Annotated in this window: 16 protein-coding genes; 3 read left to right on the top strand and 13 right to left on the bottom strand. The window is 72.4% G+C overall.

Annotated elements, in window-relative coordinates; translation table 11 throughout:
- The first annotated feature begins 46 nt into the window (after positions 1 to 46).
- Positions 47 to 1,930 (top strand): Stk1 family PASTA domain-containing Ser/Thr kinase, encoded by a 1,884-nt coding sequence (gene pknB, locus E1269_RS07465; RefSeq protein WP_131892942.1) that lies wholly within the window; start codon positions 47 to 49, stop codon positions 1,928 to 1,930.
- A gap of 60 nt (positions 1,931 to 1,990) precedes the next feature.
- On the opposite strand, the gene E1269_RS07460 is transcribed toward pknB, so the two are convergent.
- A complete protein-coding gene (locus E1269_RS07460; RefSeq protein ID WP_131892940.1) occupies positions 1,991 to 2,632 on the bottom strand; it encodes an aminodeoxychorismate/anthranilate synthase component II in 642 nt (213 codons plus the stop codon).
- The gene (locus tag E1269_RS07455; protein WP_131892938.1) at positions 2,629 to 3,312 is read right to left on the bottom strand and encodes a DUF881 domain-containing protein; all 684 of its coding nucleotides are present in this window, start codon (positions 3,310 to 3,312) and stop codon (positions 2,629 to 2,631) included. The genes E1269_RS07460 and E1269_RS07455 overlap by 4 nt, the downstream gene beginning before the upstream one ends.
- Before the next feature lie 162 nt (positions 3,313 to 3,474).
- On the opposite strand from E1269_RS07455, the gene E1269_RS07450 reads away from it, so the two are divergent.
- Positions 3,475 to 3,732 carry a cell division protein CrgA gene (locus E1269_RS07450; RefSeq protein ID WP_131892936.1) on the top strand — a complete coding sequence of 86 codons (258 nt, stop codon included), beginning with the start codon at positions 3,475 to 3,477 and terminating at the stop codon, positions 3,730 to 3,732.
- A gap of 198 nt (positions 3,733 to 3,930) precedes the next feature.
- Here the strand turns inward: E1269_RS07450 and E1269_RS07445 are convergent, their stop codons facing one another.
- Positions 3,931 to 4,848: a rhomboid family intramembrane serine protease gene (locus E1269_RS07445; protein WP_131892934.1), complete on the bottom strand. Its 918-nt coding sequence runs from the start codon at positions 4,846 to 4,848 to the stop codon at positions 3,931 to 3,933.
- Positions 4,849 to 4,860: 12 nt separating this feature from the next.
- Positions 4,861 to 5,385 (bottom strand): peptidylprolyl isomerase, encoded by a 525-nt coding sequence (locus E1269_RS33310; protein WP_131893031.1) that lies wholly within the window; start codon positions 5,383 to 5,385, stop codon positions 4,861 to 4,863.
- Positions 5,386 to 5,530: 145 nt separating this feature from the next.
- On the opposite strand from E1269_RS33310, the gene E1269_RS07435 reads away from it, so the two are divergent.
- Positions 5,531 to 6,259, top strand: a complete 729-nt coding sequence (locus E1269_RS07435; protein WP_131892932.1) for a hypothetical protein — start codon at positions 5,531 to 5,533, stop codon at positions 6,257 to 6,259.
- A 1-nt stretch (position 6,260) separates the two neighbouring features.
- Here E1269_RS07435 and cobT read toward each other — a convergent pair whose 3' ends face one another.
- From cobT to E1269_RS07390, 9 genes are all read right to left on the bottom strand, one after another.
- Complete coding sequence (gene cobT, locus E1269_RS07430; protein WP_131892930.1) at positions 6,261 to 7,307, bottom strand: nicotinate-nucleotide--dimethylbenzimidazole phosphoribosyltransferase; 1,047 nt, start codon at positions 7,305 to 7,307, stop codon at positions 6,261 to 6,263.
- Positions 7,304 to 8,905, bottom strand: a complete 1,602-nt coding sequence (gene cobC / locus E1269_RS07425; RefSeq protein WP_162606267.1) for an Rv2231c family histidinol phosphate aminotransferase CobC — start codon at positions 8,903 to 8,905, stop codon at positions 7,304 to 7,306. The genes cobT and cobC overlap by 4 nt, the downstream gene beginning before the upstream one ends.
- 119 nt (positions 8,906 to 9,024) lie before the next feature.
- Positions 9,025 to 9,762 (bottom strand): adenosylcobinamide-GDP ribazoletransferase, encoded by a 738-nt coding sequence (gene cobS / locus E1269_RS07420; RefSeq protein WP_203433102.1) that lies wholly within the window; start codon positions 9,760 to 9,762, stop codon positions 9,025 to 9,027.
- Positions 9,759 to 11,168 (bottom strand): cobyric acid synthase, encoded by a 1,410-nt coding sequence (locus E1269_RS07415; RefSeq protein WP_131892927.1) that lies wholly within the window; start codon positions 11,166 to 11,168, stop codon positions 9,759 to 9,761. The genes cobS and E1269_RS07415 overlap by 4 nt, the downstream gene beginning before the upstream one ends.
- Positions 11,165 to 12,058 carry a CobD/CbiB family cobalamin biosynthesis protein gene (locus tag E1269_RS07410; RefSeq protein ID WP_203433100.1) on the bottom strand — a complete coding sequence of 298 codons (894 nt, stop codon included), beginning with the start codon at positions 12,056 to 12,058 and terminating at the stop codon, positions 11,165 to 11,167. The genes E1269_RS07415 and E1269_RS07410 overlap by 4 nt, the downstream gene beginning before the upstream one ends.
- Positions 12,051 to 12,878: an ABC transporter ATP-binding protein gene (locus tag E1269_RS07405; RefSeq protein ID WP_131892923.1), complete on the bottom strand. Its 828-nt coding sequence runs from the start codon at positions 12,876 to 12,878 to the stop codon at positions 12,051 to 12,053. Before E1269_RS07405 ends, E1269_RS07410 begins: the two co-directional genes overlap by 8 nt.
- Positions 12,875 to 13,948: a FecCD family ABC transporter permease gene (locus E1269_RS07400; RefSeq protein ID WP_131892921.1), complete on the bottom strand. Its 1,074-nt coding sequence runs from the start codon at positions 13,946 to 13,948 to the stop codon at positions 12,875 to 12,877. Before E1269_RS07400 ends, E1269_RS07405 begins: the two co-directional genes overlap by 4 nt.
- Position 13,949: 1 nt before the next feature.
- Entirely contained in the window at positions 13,950 to 14,921 is a 972-nt protein-coding gene (locus tag E1269_RS07395; RefSeq protein WP_131893027.1) for an ABC transporter substrate-binding protein, read from the bottom strand.
- A 245-nt stretch (positions 14,922 to 15,166) separates the two neighbouring features.
- Positions 15,167 to 16,057 (bottom strand): sigma-70 family RNA polymerase sigma factor, encoded by an 891-nt coding sequence (locus E1269_RS07390; protein ID WP_131892919.1) that lies wholly within the window; start codon positions 16,055 to 16,057, stop codon positions 15,167 to 15,169.
- Positions 16,058 to 16,112: the final 55 nt, after the last annotated feature.

Genomic DNA, 16,112 nt, shown 5'->3' with positions numbered 1-16,112 from the left:
CGATGACGGTAGCCTGCGCGGGGTTGAGACGAGAAAGGGCCGCACAATGAACGAGTTGCGACTCCTCGGAGATCGCTACGAGCTGGGCGAGGTCATCGGCCGTGGCGGCATGGCCGAGGTCCGGCGCGGCCGCGACTCTCGGCTCGGCCGCATCGTCGCGCTGAAGATGCTGCGGGTCGACCACGCCAGCGACGCCACGTTCCAGGCCCGGTTCCGCCGCGAGGCGCAATCGGCCGCGTCGCTCAACCATCGCAACATCGTCGCCGTCTACGACACCGGCGAGGACATCGTCGACGGCCACCGCCTCCCGTACATCGTCATGGAGTACGTGGAGGGCCAGACGTTGCGCGAGATGCTGCAGGACCGGGTCCGCTTCACGCCGGAGCGGTCCATCGAGATTCTCAGCTCCACCCTGGACGCGCTCGAGTACAGCCACCGCGCCGGCATCGTCCACCGCGACATCAAACCGGGCAACATCATGATCACCAGCACCGGCGAGGTCAAGGTCACCGACTTCGGCATCGCCCGGTCACTCGCCGACACCGGTATGGCGCTCACCCAGACCGCCGCCGTCGTCGGAACCGCACAGTACATCTCGCCCGAACAGGCCCGCGGCGAGCAGGCCGACGCACGCAGCGACCTGTACGCCAGCGGCTGCGTGCTGTACGAGCTGCTCACCGGCCGGCCACCGTTCATCGGCGAGTCCCTGGTCTCCGTCGCCGTGTCGCACGTGCGCGAGACGGCGACCCCGCCGTCTGCGCTCGACCCGTCGATCCCGCCGGACCTCGACGCCATCGTCATGAAGTCGCTGGCCAAGGACCGGCTCGACCGCTACCAGAGCGCCTACGACATGCGCGCCGACCTCGAGCGGGCCGCGGCCGGGCTGCCCGTCGCCGCCGCCGCCGACACCTCCGCGGCCACCCAGCTCATCGCGCACGGACCCGCGGGGATGGCGGCCGGCACGGAGGCCATGCCGCTCGACGACGAGACGCCCTACCCGGACGAGCCGGAGGAGGACGAGGACGAGCGCAGGGGCTTCAGCTGGTGGGCCGTCGTGCTCGGCGCACTCGCCGTGCTGGCCATAGCCGGGCTCATCGGCTACCTGATCTTCAACTCCGGCGGAACGGCCCAGGCCACCGTGCCCAACCTGGTCGGCATGACGCAGGAGGAGGCCGAGACCCGGCTCACCGAGGAGAACCTCGAGGCGACCATCGAGTCCGAGCCCGTCGACGACGAAGCCCAGGTCGGCACCGTCGTCCGGCAGGACCCGCGGCCGTCCACCCAGCTGGACGAGGGCACCGCGGTCACCATCGTCATCGGCGCGCCGCCGGAGATGGTCGAAGTGCCCTCCGTCGTCGGCCGGCCCTTGGAAGAGGCCGAGACCGCGATCCAGGAAGCCGGCCTACGTGCGGGCAACAGGGTTGCGCAGAACAGCGACCGCCCGGAGGGTGAGGTGCTGAGCACCAACCCCGAGGGTGGTAGCCCCGTGGCGCCGAACACCTCGGTCGACATCGTCTACTCCAGCGGCACCGAGACCGTCGAGGTGCCCAACCTGATCGGCGACACCCAGGCCGAGGCCGAAGCGAGGCTCGAGCAGCTCGGACTGACGCCGTCGGTGGTCACCGAGGTCACTGGCGACCAGCCCCCCGGTGTGGTCTTCAACCAGGACCCCCCGGAAGGTACCGAGGCCGAAGAGGGTGACACGGTCATCATCTACGTCGCCGAGGAGCCGGACGAGCCGACCGAGGAGCCCACCGAGACGGAGACCGAGTCGCCCACCGACGAGCCCACCGGCGACGAGACCGGCACCGATACGGGCGACGAGACCGGCACCGATACCGGCACCGATACCGGCACCGATACGGGCACCGATACCGGCAACGAGAGCGGCGAGCAGGGCGAGGAAGGTGGGGTCCTCGGCAACCCGTAGGGGCAGCCGGGGGCCTTCGCCGGCCGGCTCGGACGAACCCGGGCCGGCGTCGTCGGTGGCTCAGCCGGTCAGCTCCAGCGACGGGCCGCGGCTCACCACCGGGGCGAGCCCGGCGGAGCGCTCAACGGCGCCGTCGTCGCCGCAGGTGGTCAGCCAGTTGGCGAGCATGCGGTGCCCGCCCTCGGTGAGTACCGACTCGGGGTGGAACTGGACGCCCTCGACCGGCAGGTCGCGGTGGCGAAGCGCCATGATGACGCCGCCCTCGGTGCGCGCGGTGACCTCGAGCGCGTCCGGGACGGTGGCCGGCTCGACGGCCAGGGAGTGGTAGCGGGTGGCCGTGAACGGGCGGGGCAGGCCGGCCAGCACGCCGGCGCCGTCGTGATGCACCTGGCTGGTCTTGCCGTGCAGGAGCTCCGGCGCCCGGCCGACGGTTGCGCCGTAGGCGACGCCGATGGCCTGCAGGCCGAGGCAGACACCGAAGACGGGGACGCTGCCGCCCAGGGCGTGGACGAGCTCGACGCAGCCGCCGGCCTTCTCCGGCGTCCCCGGGCCGGGGGAGAGCAGGACGCCGTCGTACCCGGAGGTGTCGCCGATCTCGTCGTTGCGCCGGACGTCGCAGTCGGCGCCGAGCTGGGCGAGGTACTGGACCAGGTTGAAGACGAAGCTGTCGTAGTTGTCGACCACGAGGATGCGTGGGCTCACGACGTCGATCCTCCTCCGATGGTGCCGGTGTAGGCCGGCATCGTGACGGTGCCCTCGTCGGCGACGTCGTAGCGCAGTCCGACCAGGTCGGCCCAGCTGCGGTACTCGCGCACCGCCGGGGAGGACCCGAGCGCGTCGCGCATGGCGTCGGCGTCACCGATCGCGGTGATGGTGTACGGCGGGTAGAACGTGCGGCCGTGCAGCAGCAGCACGGACCCGACGCATCGGATCGTGCTGGTGGAGACGATGCGCTGGTCCATGACGGTCATCGCCTCGGCGCCGCCGGCCCACAGCGCGTTGACCACGCCCTGGAGGTCCTGCTGGTGGACCAGGTAGTCCTCGACGTTGTAGTCGTCGGACTCCTCGTCGAGGTTGGCCGGCAGCGGGGCATCGTCCAGCGTGACGGAGAGGGCCGGGCCTTCGACGGGGGTCAGGCCCGCCTCCGGCATCATCTCCTCGATCTGCCGGTTGACCTCGTCGGTCTGGCTGTCACTGTTGTCGGCGGCGTAGTCCTCGATCTCTTTGGTGAGATCGGCCACCTGCGCCTCCAGCTCCTGGACTCGCCGCTCCTCGGCGCGGACCAGGTCGGACAGCTCCAGGATGTCGCTGCCGCGCAGGTCGTCGCCGTCGGCGGCCCTGGCGCTGATGACGAGGAGAAGGCCGCAGAACGCCAGCACCACCGGGGCGAGGATCTTCCACGCCCGGGTGTTCCCTGGTGGCTGGCTGATGGTTCACCTCCGCGAACTCGGTACGACGGGCACCACACATGTGGGCGACTCGCCTGCTGACGACTACGCTAGCCGAGCACCACCGTAACCAGCCAAGACGGAGAGGACAGCCCCGTGCCCATATCTCGCCGCCGTCGCAAGGACGACGACTACACCCCGCCGGAGCGGCGCGAGGTCAAGGACCCGACAGTCTCCGGTCCGTGGGTCGTCCCCACCATGGTCACCCTGCTCGTTGTCGGGCTCGTGTGGATCGTCGTCTACTACCTCGTAGGTGACGAGATCCCGGTGATCCAGGACCTCGGTGGATGGAACCTGTTGATCGGCATGGGCTTGATCACCGGTGGCTTCATGACCGCCACTCGGTGGAAGTAGCCAACTGACCTGCAGAAACACCGTTGTCCACAGCTTATTGCACACCTGTGATTACACGCGTGTAATTTTCAACAGTGGGGATAACCCCTGTGGATAAAGTGGCCAGGCCCATCACCGGGGGTTCCCGTGCTTCACCGTGGATGCACGCCTGGTGAAGCACACCCGCGGTGATGGGCCCGAATGACCGACGGCGTCGGCTCAGCCCACGCGGACCAGGATGACGGTCGCGATGATCATCACCGCGAGAGCACACCCGGTGATGGACCACGCGAGGCGTTGCTGCCGCGGTGCGTAGGCGAACACGGCCGCCAGGCCGGTGCCGATGACGAGGCCGCCCAGGTGGGCGCGCCAGTCGATGCCCTGGATCGTGAAGCCGAGCACGAGGTTGAAGGCGAGGATGCCGACGACGGCCCCCGTCTCACGGCCCAGCCGGCGCATGATCACGAACAGTGCGCCCATGAGACCGAACACGGCGCCTGAGGCACCGTAGGACAGCGTGTACTCCGACGTGGCCAGCAGCGACGCCGCGGTGCCGCCCAGGGCGGACAGCAGGTACAGCGTGATGAACCGCCAGCGTCCCAGCACCGGCTCCAGCGAGCTGCCCAGCACCCAGAGCGCGAGCATGTTCATGCCGATGTGCAGGGCGTTCTCGTGCATGAACGCCGCGGTGATCAGGCGGTACCACTGGCCGTCGACCACGCCGAGGTCGAAGCCGTCGTCGGGGTTGCCGAGCACCAGCCCGAGCTGGACACCGAGCTCGTTGGTGTTCCACTCCCGGGCGAACATGCCGTACAGGGTGCCGGAAGTGCCCATGACCATGCCCAGCAGCCACACGCCCACGTTGATGACGAGGAGCGACAGCGTGATGGTGTTGGCGTTGGTCTCTCGAATCGTGCCGCCCAGCACGGTTCGCGCCTGCCGGACGCCCTTGTTGCCCTCGGCCACGCACTGCGGGCACTGGAACCCCACCGGGGCGGCTGTCATGCAGTCAGGGCAGATGGGCCGCTCACACCGCGAGCAGCGGATGTAGGTCTCGCGGTCGGGGTGCCGATAACAGGTCGGCACGGCGGAGCCGCCGGGTGGCGGCCCGCCGGTGCTGTCGGCGGATCCGGTCATGCGGTGATCCGGTCAGCTGCCGCTGATGCTGACCGACTCGACGACGACGGGCTCCAGCGGCCGGTCAGTGCGGTCGGTGGGCAGGTTGGCGATCGCGTCGACGACCTTGCGGCTGCCCTCGTCGGCCACCTCACCGAAGATGGTGTGGCGGCGGTTGAGGTGCGGCTGCGGGCCGACGGTGATGAAGAACTGCGAGCCGTTGGTGTTGGGCCCGGCGTTGGCCATGGCCAGCAGGTACGGCTTGTTGAAGGCGAGCTCGGGGTGGAACTCGTCGGCGAAGTCGTAGCCAGGGCCGCCGCGTCCGTCGCCCAGCGGGTCGCCGCCCTGGATCATGAAGCCGGAGATGATGCGGTGGAAGACGGTGCCGTCGTACAGCTTGTCGGTGCTCTTCTCGCCGGTCTCGGGGTTGACCCATTCGCGCTCGCCCTTGGCCAGCTCGACGAAGTTCCGCACCGTCTTGGGAGCATGATGGGGAAGCAGGACCAGGGTGATGTCGCCCTGGTTGGTGTGCAGGGTGGCATGAAGCTCGTCGGCCACGGGTATGCCCTTCACGTTGTTGTTCTCGATTTTGTTCCATCCTCCCACGCCGTGGCGTGAGCGGGCATACGGTCGGTACAAGGCAAGATCGGAGAGAACACAACGGGGTAAGGGCCCTGCAGCGATCCGATAAGGGAGGCCCAACGTGAGCAGGCTATTCAACCGGCGGAAGAGCCGAACCGGCGACGCCAAGGTGCGCACGCAGGAGGCTGCCGAGCAGGCCCGGAAGGCCGCTCGCGACGCCGGCCGGCGCGCGCGCGATGCCGCGGCGCCCGTGGTTGACTCCGCCCGCGAACGCATCACCCCGGTGGTCGACACCGCGGTCGACCGGATGGGTCCGAAGGTCCAGGCGGCGAAGGAGAAGGTCGGCCCCGCCGCCTCGCAGGCACGCGAGACCCTGATGCACGACGTCGTGCCCCGGTTCGCCGACTCGCTGGCGACGGCCGCCGACAAGTTCTCCGAGCGCGCCCACGAGCTGTCGGACCGGACCGCCGCGCTGGCCGAGAAGGCCGAGAAGGAGCGCAAGAAGAAGCGGCGCCGCAGGGCGGTGACGGTGCTCGGCGCGTTCGCCGCGGCCGGCGCGGCCTTGGCCGCGGTCGTCCGGCGGAAGAGCCAGTCCGACCAGTGGACCACCTACGACCCGTCCACCGGCCCGTGGGCACCGGCACCGGCTCCGGATGCGGAGCAGGCGGACAAGGAGTCCGAGCAGGCCGCCGACAATGAGGCCACGGACGAGACGGCCGACGCCGGACCCGCCAAGAAGACACCGGCGAAGAAAACTCCGGCCAAGAAGTCCGCTGCCAAGAAGGCACCGGCGAAGAAGGCCGCCGCGGGCGCGTCCAGCCAGGGCACGCTGGACGGAGGACAGAGCTGACCTAACCGGTCACCTCGTCCAACGTCGCCATCTCACCGAGGACCCTGGCCGCGGCCCGCACCAGAGGCACCGCAAGCAGCGCACCGGTTCCTTCGCCGAGCCGCAGCCGCAGGTCCAGCAGGGCCATCTCATTGAGCCGGTCGGGCAGTGTTCGCCCGCCCGGCTCGGCCGATTCGTGCCCCGGGATCAGGTAGCCGGCCAGCTCGGGGCACAGCGCGACCGCAGCGAGCGCCGCGGCGCAAGTCACTACTCCGTCGACGACGACGGGGACGCGCGCGGCCGCACCGGCCAGCATCACGCCGACCAGAGCCGCGTGCTCAAGTCCACCCAGTGACGCCAGCGTGCCGAGCGGGTCGCGGTCAGCTCCGTGCCGGGCCAGCCCGGTGCGCACGACGTCGACCTTGTGCGCGGTCCGGCTGTGGTCGAGGTTGGCACCCTTTCCGGTCACGCCGGCCGGGTCGGCGCCGGTGAAGGCAGCCAGCAGGCACGCCGACGCCGTCGTGTTCGCGATGCCGACCTCGCCGGTCACCAGCAGGTCCGCACCCCCGTCCACCAGTGCTGCGGCCACCCGCGCGCCTGCGGCGACGGCGGCCCGGCACTCGTCGAGGCTCATCGCCGGTTCGACGGCCAGGTCCGCGCTGCCCGCCCGCACCCGCTCGTCGCGGACGCCGTCGGGCAGGGCGCTGGTGGTGAGCGTGCCTACGTCGACAGCGACGACCCGGGCGCCGACCGCGCCGGCGATCGCGTTGACGGCCGCCCGGCCGGCGGCGATGGCCGAGACCATGGCGGTGGTGACCGCCTGCGGCCAGTCCGAGACCCCCTGCGCGTGCACGCCGTGGTCCGCGGCGGCCACCACGACCACCGGTGCCGACGGCACCGGCGGCGGGCAGGCGCCGGCGATGGCCGCCAGCTGGACCCCGAGGTCCTCCAACCGCCCGAGGCTGCCCGGCGGCTTGGCCAGGATGGCGTGCCGTTTCCGGGCGGTGTCGGCCGCACCGGCGTCGACCGCGACGACCGCCTCGATGAGATCCTCCACGGTAGGTGTCATGCCGAGTCCCCATTCACGATCGCCTGCAACGCCCGGACCAGCCGGTGGTTGGTGTCCCTGTCCCGGACGGCGACACGCACGGCGTGGTCGTCCAGGCCAGGAAACGTGTCCGCGCGGCGGGCCGCGAGGCCATGAGCCAGCAGCCGCTCACGCAGGCTCGGCATCGGCGCCTGGATCAGGACGAAGTTGGCCGCGGCGTCCCACACCCTGAGGCCGTCGACGCCGCGCAACGCGTCGACCAGCTCGGACCGGCGACCGGCGACGTCAGCGGCTCGATCGCGCCTTTCGTCCTCGGAGCCCGCCAGTGCCTCCAGCGCGGTGAGCGCGAGGCTGTTGCAGCTCCACGGCTGCCGGTCCGCCGCCAGCCGGGCCATCAACGGCGCCGGCCCGACGACGTATCCCACCCGCAGCCCGGCCAGTCCCCACAGCTTCGTCAGGCTTCGCACCGACACGACGCCGGGCAGGTCGCGCCGCCCGGCCACGCCGTCGGCGTCGTCGAGGAACTCCGCGAACGCCTCGTCCACCACGACCGTCCGGCCGGGCCGGGCCATCGCCTCCACCGTCGCGACCGGGTCGAGCACCCCGGTCGGGTTGTCCGGCCGGCCGAGGACGACCAGGTCGGCGTCCACCGGTACCGACGACGGGTCCAGCAGCCAGCTCCGTTCGCGGTCGCGGAGGACCCGGACGACGGGCACGTCCGCGGCCCGCAGCGCCGCCTCGGGCTCGGTGAACGACGGGTGCACGCACGCCGCCAGCCGTGGCCGCAACACCCGTGCGATCAGCCAGAACGCCTCTGCGGCACCGTCGACGACCACGCACTCCTGCGCCGGGCGGCGGTGCCGGGCGGCGGCCGCCGCCCGTGCTCGCCGGTCGTCGGGATAGGCGGCGAGGCCGGCGAGGTCCGCCGCCAGCCGCTCGACCAGCCAGGACGGCGGACCCGGCTCGACGTTGACGGCCAGGTCGACCGCACCCGGTGGCACCTGCGTGTCGCCGTGTGCGCGCAGCCCGCCGGCGTCGACGGCGCCCGGCCGTGCGGTGCTCGTCGCCGGCGGCCGGTCGTGCTCCAGCCGGACCTGTCGCCCACCCACCACCAGCAGCGCTTCGTCGGCGGCGGCGCAGAGTGTCTGGACGCACCGCCCGTGCAGGTCGACGTAGAACCGCGCGCCGGGACCGCCGGCGTGTACGCCCAGCCCCGGCTGCCCGGCGATGACCAGCACGTCCGCGTCCGAGCGTGCCACCGCCGCGGCGAACGTGGTCAGCTCGGCGACGAGGCGGTCCTCGGCCGCCATCCGCGCCCGCGGATCGGGCACATCGTCGCCGATGAACAGGCCGGACGACTCCAGCCTCTCGGCCAGCCACGTGTCCAGCGCGTCCACCAGCACGAACGCCCCGGGACCGGCCTCGGCCACCGCGGCGGCGAGGTCGAACGTCTCGAGCGTGCGCCAATGCGCCGGCCGGTCGGCCCGGTGCCGCTCGACCCGGGTGCGGAACTCGTCGTCGCGCACCACGGCCGGCGCGACCACGACCACCGGGCGACCACTCGCCGTCGCTCGCCGGGCCGCCAGCCCCGACTTGCCCGACTTCTGCCCGCCGAGCACGACGGTCAGCCGGCCGGTCCGCTCCGCCCACCCCTGTTGATCATGACGATGACCCCCTTCCCGGCGACCGGAAGGATGATCTTCTCCATGATCAACGGGAGGCTCCGCGGAGGAGTTGGTCACAGCAGATCCCTTCCGGCGAGGATCGCGATCGCCGCCGCGACCGCGAGGTTCGACAGCGCGACACCGGCGCCCAGCACGTCGCCGGTCACCCCGCCGATCCGACGGTGCGCCGCCCGCCGCAACGCCAGCACTGGCAGCATCGCCGCTGCCACCAGCACGGGTGCCCACCACCCCGTCGCCAGCACCGCGACCGGCACGACTGTCGCCCCGGCCACCGTCGCGCCGCCGGCACGCAGCCGGCCCAGCCGGGCGCCCTGGCCGTCCGAGCGCGCTCGCGGCGACCACGCGGCCAGCACCAGCGGCGCCGCCCGCCCGATCACATGCCCCGCCAGCAGCACCCGGGCCGCGTCGGCCAGGCCGAGCGGCGTCAGCAGTGCCACCCGCAGCAGCAGGTCGCCGCCCAGCGCCAGCGCACCGTACGTGCCGAGCCGGCTGTCGCGCATGATCTCCAGCCGCCGCTGCGAGGTGGAACCGCCCCACAGCCCATCGGCGGTGTCGGCGAGGCCGTCCTCGTGCAGCGCGCCCGTCACGATCACCGTCGTCAACACCGCGACCACCGCGGCCGCGAAGCCGCCGAGCGCGGCGTCGGCAACCCACCAGGTCGCCACGGCGATGCCTCCGACGACCACGCCGACCAGCGGGAAGTACGGCGCGGCCCGATCGAGGCCGCGGTCGTGCGGGCCGACCGGGATGCGGGTCAGGAAGCCGAGCGCTGCCCGCATGCCGCCGATCACGACAACACCGCCAGGTCGCGCAGCACCCGGCCGTCGACATGCTTCTCGACCGCGTCGGCCAGCAGCTCGAACGTGTCGGCGAGCGTGCGGTCCGGCCGGGCGCCGAACAGCGCCTCCAGGACCGCGGGATGTTCGAACAGCCCGTGCACGTAGCAACCCAGCACGTTGCCGCGGGCGACCACCAACGCCTGTTCGGCGGCGACGTCGAGCCGTCCGTCGACCACGGACCGGCCCTGGCGGATCTCGTAGCCGTCGATCTCGATCCCGGTCAGTCCCCGCCACGGTCCGTCCAGCGCCGGCAGGTTCAGCGAACGCCGCCGCACCAGCTTGTCCGGCGCGAACGTGGTGGTCAGCGGCAGCAGGCCGAGCGCGTCGCCGGCGCCGTCGACGCCGTCGGGATCCTCCAGGCGCCGGCCGAGGAGCTGCAGCCCGCCGCACACACCGACGAGTCGGACACCCGGGCGCGCCGCCGCGTCGCGGACCGCATCGTCCAGACCGGTGGAACGCAGCCAGGCGAGGTCGGCCGAGACGTGCTTGGAGCCGGGCAGGATCACCGTCGCCGCGCCGTCCACGTGCCACGGCTGCGTGGCCCAGCGCACGTCGGCAACCTGCTCCAGGGATGCGAACTCGTCGAGGTTGGACGCTGCCGGGTACCGCACGACGGCGACCGGCGGCAGCCCGCCGCGCAGTGGCGCGCGCAGCGCCGCGCCGTCCTCGTCCGGGAGGTCGTGCCGGATCATCGGCACCACCCCGACGGTGCGCACGCCGGTCAGCCGTTCCAGCTGCTCCGGCCCAGGCGGCAGCAGGCTCGCGTCGCCGCGGAACCGGTTGAGGACGAAGCCGCGGATGCGCTCACGGTGCCTCGGCGGGAGCAGTGCCCAGGTGCCGAAGAGGTGGGCGAACGCCCCGCCGCGATCGATGTCGGCGGCGAGGAGCACCGGTGCGCCGGCGGCCTCCGCGACCCGCATGTTCACGATGTCGTTCGCGGCTAGGTTGATCTCGGCTGGGCTGCCGGCGCCCTCGATGACCACCAGGTCGTAGGTGTCGAGCAACTCCGTCAACGCCCGCTCGACGGTCGGCCAGAGGTGCTCGCTGCGCTCGCGCCACGGCCGGCGCGACAGCTCGTGGTCGACCCGGCCCAGCACGACCACCTGGCTGCCGCCGTGCTCGGGCTTGAGCAGGACGGGGTTCATGCGCACGTCCGGCTCGACGCCCGCCGCCCCGGCCTGCAGCCACTGTGCGACGCCAATCTCCCCGCCGGCCACGACGCGCGCATTGTTCGACATGTTCTGCGCCTTGAACGGTGCGACCCGCAGGCCCTGACGGGCGTACCACCGGCACAGGGCCGTGGTGAGCAAGCTCTTCCCCGCCCAGCTGGTACAGCCCTGGACCATGACGGCGGTCATCGGCGCCGCCCTGCGCGCCAGAACTCGCGGCCGGCCAGGCGCAGCGCCGCAGCGGTGTCGTCGGCCGTCGGCTCGCGGCCGGCCGCGCCGAGGACGTAGGCGGCCGGCTTCTCCAGCCGCACGCCCAGCCGCAGCGCGAGCGCGGCCATCGGCCAGCCGGCATTGGGCGACGGCGTGCGCGCGGCCTCCCGCCGCAGGTCGGCGAGTGGGACCACACCGCCGGCGAGGAGCAGGCCGGTGAGGCGGGCCGGCAGCAGGTTGAGCAGGTCGTCGGCGCGGGCGGCGACGGTGCCGGCGTGCTGCCAGCGCTCGGTCCGGTAGCCCCAGACGGCATCGGCGGTGTTCGCGAACCGGTACAGCGCGGCGGCCGGCAGACCGGCGGCGGCGAACCACAGCAGCGGCGCCACGACCGAGTCAGACAGGTTCTCGCCCAGCGACTCGATGGCGGCCTGCCGGACCTGCGCCGGCGTCAATGCCGAGACGTCGCGGCTGACGATTCGCGCCACGGCCGCCCGCCCCGCACCGACGCCGTCGTCAATCAGCGCCCGTTCGACGGCGGCGACCTCGTCCAGCAGCATCCGGTGCGCGAAGAGCGGCCACAGCACGACGCCCAGCACGACGGCGCGACGCCACGGCGCTGCCCCCCGAAGCGCCCGCTCCACGAGCCGTCCGGCCACGAGCGCCGTCGTCGCGCCGGCTGCCCACGCGACGGCACCGGCGGTCACCGCAGGTCCGCGCGGCGCCGCGGGCACCCGCCGTCCGGCGGTGGAGAGGTACCGGCCGGCCAACCGCACGGGGTGTACCGCCGGCGGCGGCTCGCGCAGCGTGTGATCGAGCACGAGGGCGACCGCGACGGCACCCGCACGCACCAAGCCCGGGGACTCACCCACGCCGCACGTCCAGAGGGAGGGGGGTCGCATCAGCCGGCGCGCAGCCGCGGGTGCGGAGCGGGACCACGACCACGCCGCCGTCCTGGTCGGTCAGCACCCGCACCCGAGCGCCGTAGTGCGTGGAGATCAGCTTCTCGGTCAGCACCTCCGCGGCCGGTCCCTGCGCCGCCACCTCGCCGTCGACCAACAGCATCAGGTGGTCGGCGAACTGGCCGGCGGTGGTCAGGTCGTGCAGCGCACTGACGACGGTGAGGCCCCGGTCCGCGCGCAGCCGGTCGACCAACTCGAGCACCTGCTGCGCATGGCCGAGGTCCAGGGAGCTGGTCGGCTCGTCGAGCAGCAGCACCGGGGCCTGCTGCGCCAACGCGCGGGCCAGCACGGCGCGCTGGAACTCACCGCCGGACAGTGAGGTGACCGCCCGGGTGGCGATGTCACGCAGCTCCAGGGTGTCCAGCAGCTCACCAGCCACCGCGAGATCCTCGGCGGACTCGGTGCCGAGATAGGGGACGTACGGCGTGCGGCCGAGCAGGACGTAGTCGAGGACGGTCATGCCGTCGGGACGGGTCGGCTCCTGCGGGACGACGGCGACCAGCCGGGCCCGCCCGCGGGAGCGCAGACCGGCCGGCGCGGTGCCGTCGATCTCGACCCGCCCGGAATGCTCGACCGTGCCGGCGATCGCGCGCAGCAGCGTCGACTTCCCGGCGCCGTTGGGCCCGACCAGCGTGACCCAGCTGCCCGCCGGGACGCTGAGGCTGACGTCGCGGACCACCGTGCGCTCCAGCAGCGTCACGCTGACCCGGTCGACTCGCAGGGTGCTCACCAGGCCCTCCGGGAGCTGCGCAGCACCAGCGTGAAGAACGGGGCGCCGACGAACGCGGTCACCACACCGACCGGCAGCTCGCCGGGTGAGACCAGCGTCCGCGCGGCCAGGTCGGACACCACCAGGAACGTGCCGCCCACCAGCGCGGACAGCGGCAGCACGACACGGTAGGAGGATCCGGCCAGCATGCGCACTATGTGCGGCACCACGATGCCGACGAACCCGATGAGCCCGCTCACCGACACCGCGGCCGCCGTCCCGAGGGTCGCCGCCAGCACCACGACCAACCGAACCCGGGCCGCGGGAACCCCCAGCGTGCCGGCCTCGTCCGGCCCGACGCTGAGAACGTCCAGCAGGCGGCGGTGCGCGAAGATCACGGCGCCGGCGACCAGCACGTACGGCAGCACGATCACCACCTCGCTCCAGCCGGCCGTCAACAGCCGACCGAGGATCCAGCCGTACACCTCACGCAGCGAATCCGCGTTGCGCTGGTTCACGTACGTCTGCACCGACGTGAGGAACGCCGCGACCGCCACCCCGGCCAGAATGAGCGAGTTGGTGCTGCGCCCGCCGACACCGCGGCCCAGCGCGTAGGTGGCCGCCACGCCCGCGACGCCACCGACGAACGCCGCGAGCGGCACCAGCGCGCGGTTGCCGCCGGAGACGATGGCGAACGTCGCGCCCAGCCCGGCACCGGCGGCCACCCCCAGCAGGTACGGGTCGGCCAGCGGGTTGCGGAACACGCCCTGGTAGCCGGCGCCGGCAATGGCGAGCATCGCACCGACCAGCAGTCCGAGCACCACCCGCGGCGCGCGGAGCTGCCACAGCACGGCTGCCTCGCGATCGTCCAGGCCGCCGTCGAGCTCGACGCCGGGCACGTGGTTGACGATTTCGAGCACGACGCCGCGCAGCGGCAGTCCGGCCGGGCCGACCGTCATGCCGAACAGGACCGCGACGACCAGCCCGGCAAGCGCGACGACCAGCCAGCGGCGGGGCAGGCGGACCGGCCGCAACGGCGACGGTGTCGCCGTCGCGGTCGCGCGGTCCCGGCCGGCCGCCTCGCTCACGATGTCACTGCGCCGGCGCGAGCGCCGACCTCTCCTCGATCACGACCCGAAGGTAGTCGACGACACGCGGGCCCCACCGGCTGGCGATGTCGGGATCGACCTCGACGACGTGGTCGTCCTGCACCGCGGTCAGCTGGTCCCAGCCCGGCCGCGCGGCGATGTCCTCGGCGACGACGCCACCCACGCCGCCGTCGGCGAAGAAGATGATGTCGGGGTCGGCGGTGAGGATGTACTCCGGCGACAGTTGCGGGTAGTCGCCGCCGGCCGCGCCCGCGTCGTCGGCGATGCTGGCCATGCCGGCCAGGCTGTAGAGCTCACCGATGAACGTGTTGCTGGTCACCGTGTACAGGTTCGGGTCGAGCTCGTGGAAGTAGGTGACCGGCGGAGCATCGGCCGGCACCTGCGACACCAGCTCGTCGATGTCGCCCTGCATCTGGCCGACCACCTCGGCGGCCTCGGCGACCTGCCCGGTCGCGACGCCCAGCTGCTCGATCTGGGCGTACGAGTCGTCCAGCGTCACCGCCGGGGCCAGGATCAGGGTCGGCACGCCGACCTCCTCCAGGCTGCTCACGAGCTCGCCCGGGTCGTTCGACGCCACCACCAGATCCGGTGCGTAGCCGACGATCGCCTCGATGTTGGGCTCGAAGCCGGACAGGTCGGTGGTGGGCGCGTCCTCGGGGTAGTTCGAGAACGAGTCGGCCGCGACGACCTTGTCGCCGGCGCCGACGGCGAACAGCATCTCGGTCGCCGTCGCCGACAGCGACACGATGTTCTCCGGCTCCGCGGTCAACTCGACCGCGGTGTCGCCGGACCCGACGGTGACAGGGAACGTCGCCTCGTCGGTGTCGCCGTCCGCGCCGGTCGTCGCCGCGGGCGTGTCACCCCCGGCGTCGCCTGCGGTGTCATCGCCGCCGTCGCCACAGGCGACCAGGGCGAGGGGGAGCGCGGCCAACAGGGCAAGCCGCGACACGGTCATGGACGTCTTCAACGCAGCGCCTCCTTCACGACGGTGAAAGGGCGCGGACGACGGGGGTCGTCTGCGAACCGCCCTTCTACCGAGGACGAATCCGGGCCACGAGGCTGGCGACCTGGCTCGTCCGTCCGCGAGAGGCGGGCGGCTTCACAGTTGCGGGACAGCGCCGGGATGGAACCGGACTTCGCAGACACTCGTAGCACCCGAGCCGGAGCCCGGGCATTCGTGATCCTAGCGCGTCGGGCTGCTCAGGCGTCCAGCAGCGTGACCTCCAGGCCGGCGACCGTCTCCGGGTCCCTGAGGATCTCGATGGCGGAGATGGCGCCGTCGGCGGTGAAGGTGAGCTTGAGCACGGCCCTCGTGCGGCCACCCGGTGCCCAGGCCATACCGGGCACACCGTCGATGATGGCCGCCTGCGCGGCGCGTGCCCGGCCGGAGAACATCTCCGCGACCGCACCGGCGCCACGGACGACCGGGGCCAGCCACGGCCCGGTCGGTGCTTTCGACGCGGTCTCGATGGCTGCCTCGTCGGCCGTGAGAACGACGTCCGGATCGAGCAGCGACAGCAGCGCCTCGAACTCGCCGTTGCGGGATGCGGCCAGGAAGGCGTCGACGATCTGCCGCTGCCGGGCGGCGTCGGCGTTCGGCACCTCCGCGCCCTGGACCCGCCGCCGGGCCCGGCTGGCCAGCTGCCGCGTCGCCGCAGGTGAGCGGCCGAGGATCGCGGCGATCTCATCGAACGGGACCGCGAACATGTCGTGCAGGACGAAGGCCAGCCGCTCGGCCGGAGCCAGCGAGTCGAGCACCACGAGCAGCGCGGGCCCGACCGAGTCGGCCAGGATGGCCTCACGCTCGGGGTCGGGGCCGCCGGCCGCCGGCTCGACCGAGTCGGTGTCGAGCGGCTCCTCACGGCGGGACGTGCGCGAGCGCAGCATGTCGAGCGACACGCGCGACACCACCGTGGTCAGCCAGCCCCGCAGGTTCTGCACGTCGCTGGTGTCGGTGCGGCTGAGGCGGAACCAGGACTCCTGGACCGCGTCGTCGGCCTCACTGGCCGAGCCGAGCATCCGGTATGCCACCGCGCGCAGGTGCGGTCGGTTCTCCTCGAAGCGCCGCGCCAGCCAGTCGTCGTTGTTCATCACGTCACATTCTCCCGCTTCGGTTCGTCATTGCGTTGACGGACCGGAACCGCCC

Source organism: Jiangella asiatica (assembly GCF_004349065.1).
Lineage (GTDB): Bacteria > Actinomycetota > Actinomycetes > Jiangellales > Jiangellaceae > Jiangella > Jiangella asiatica.
This window is presented reverse-complemented; position numbering and strand designations above follow the sequence as displayed.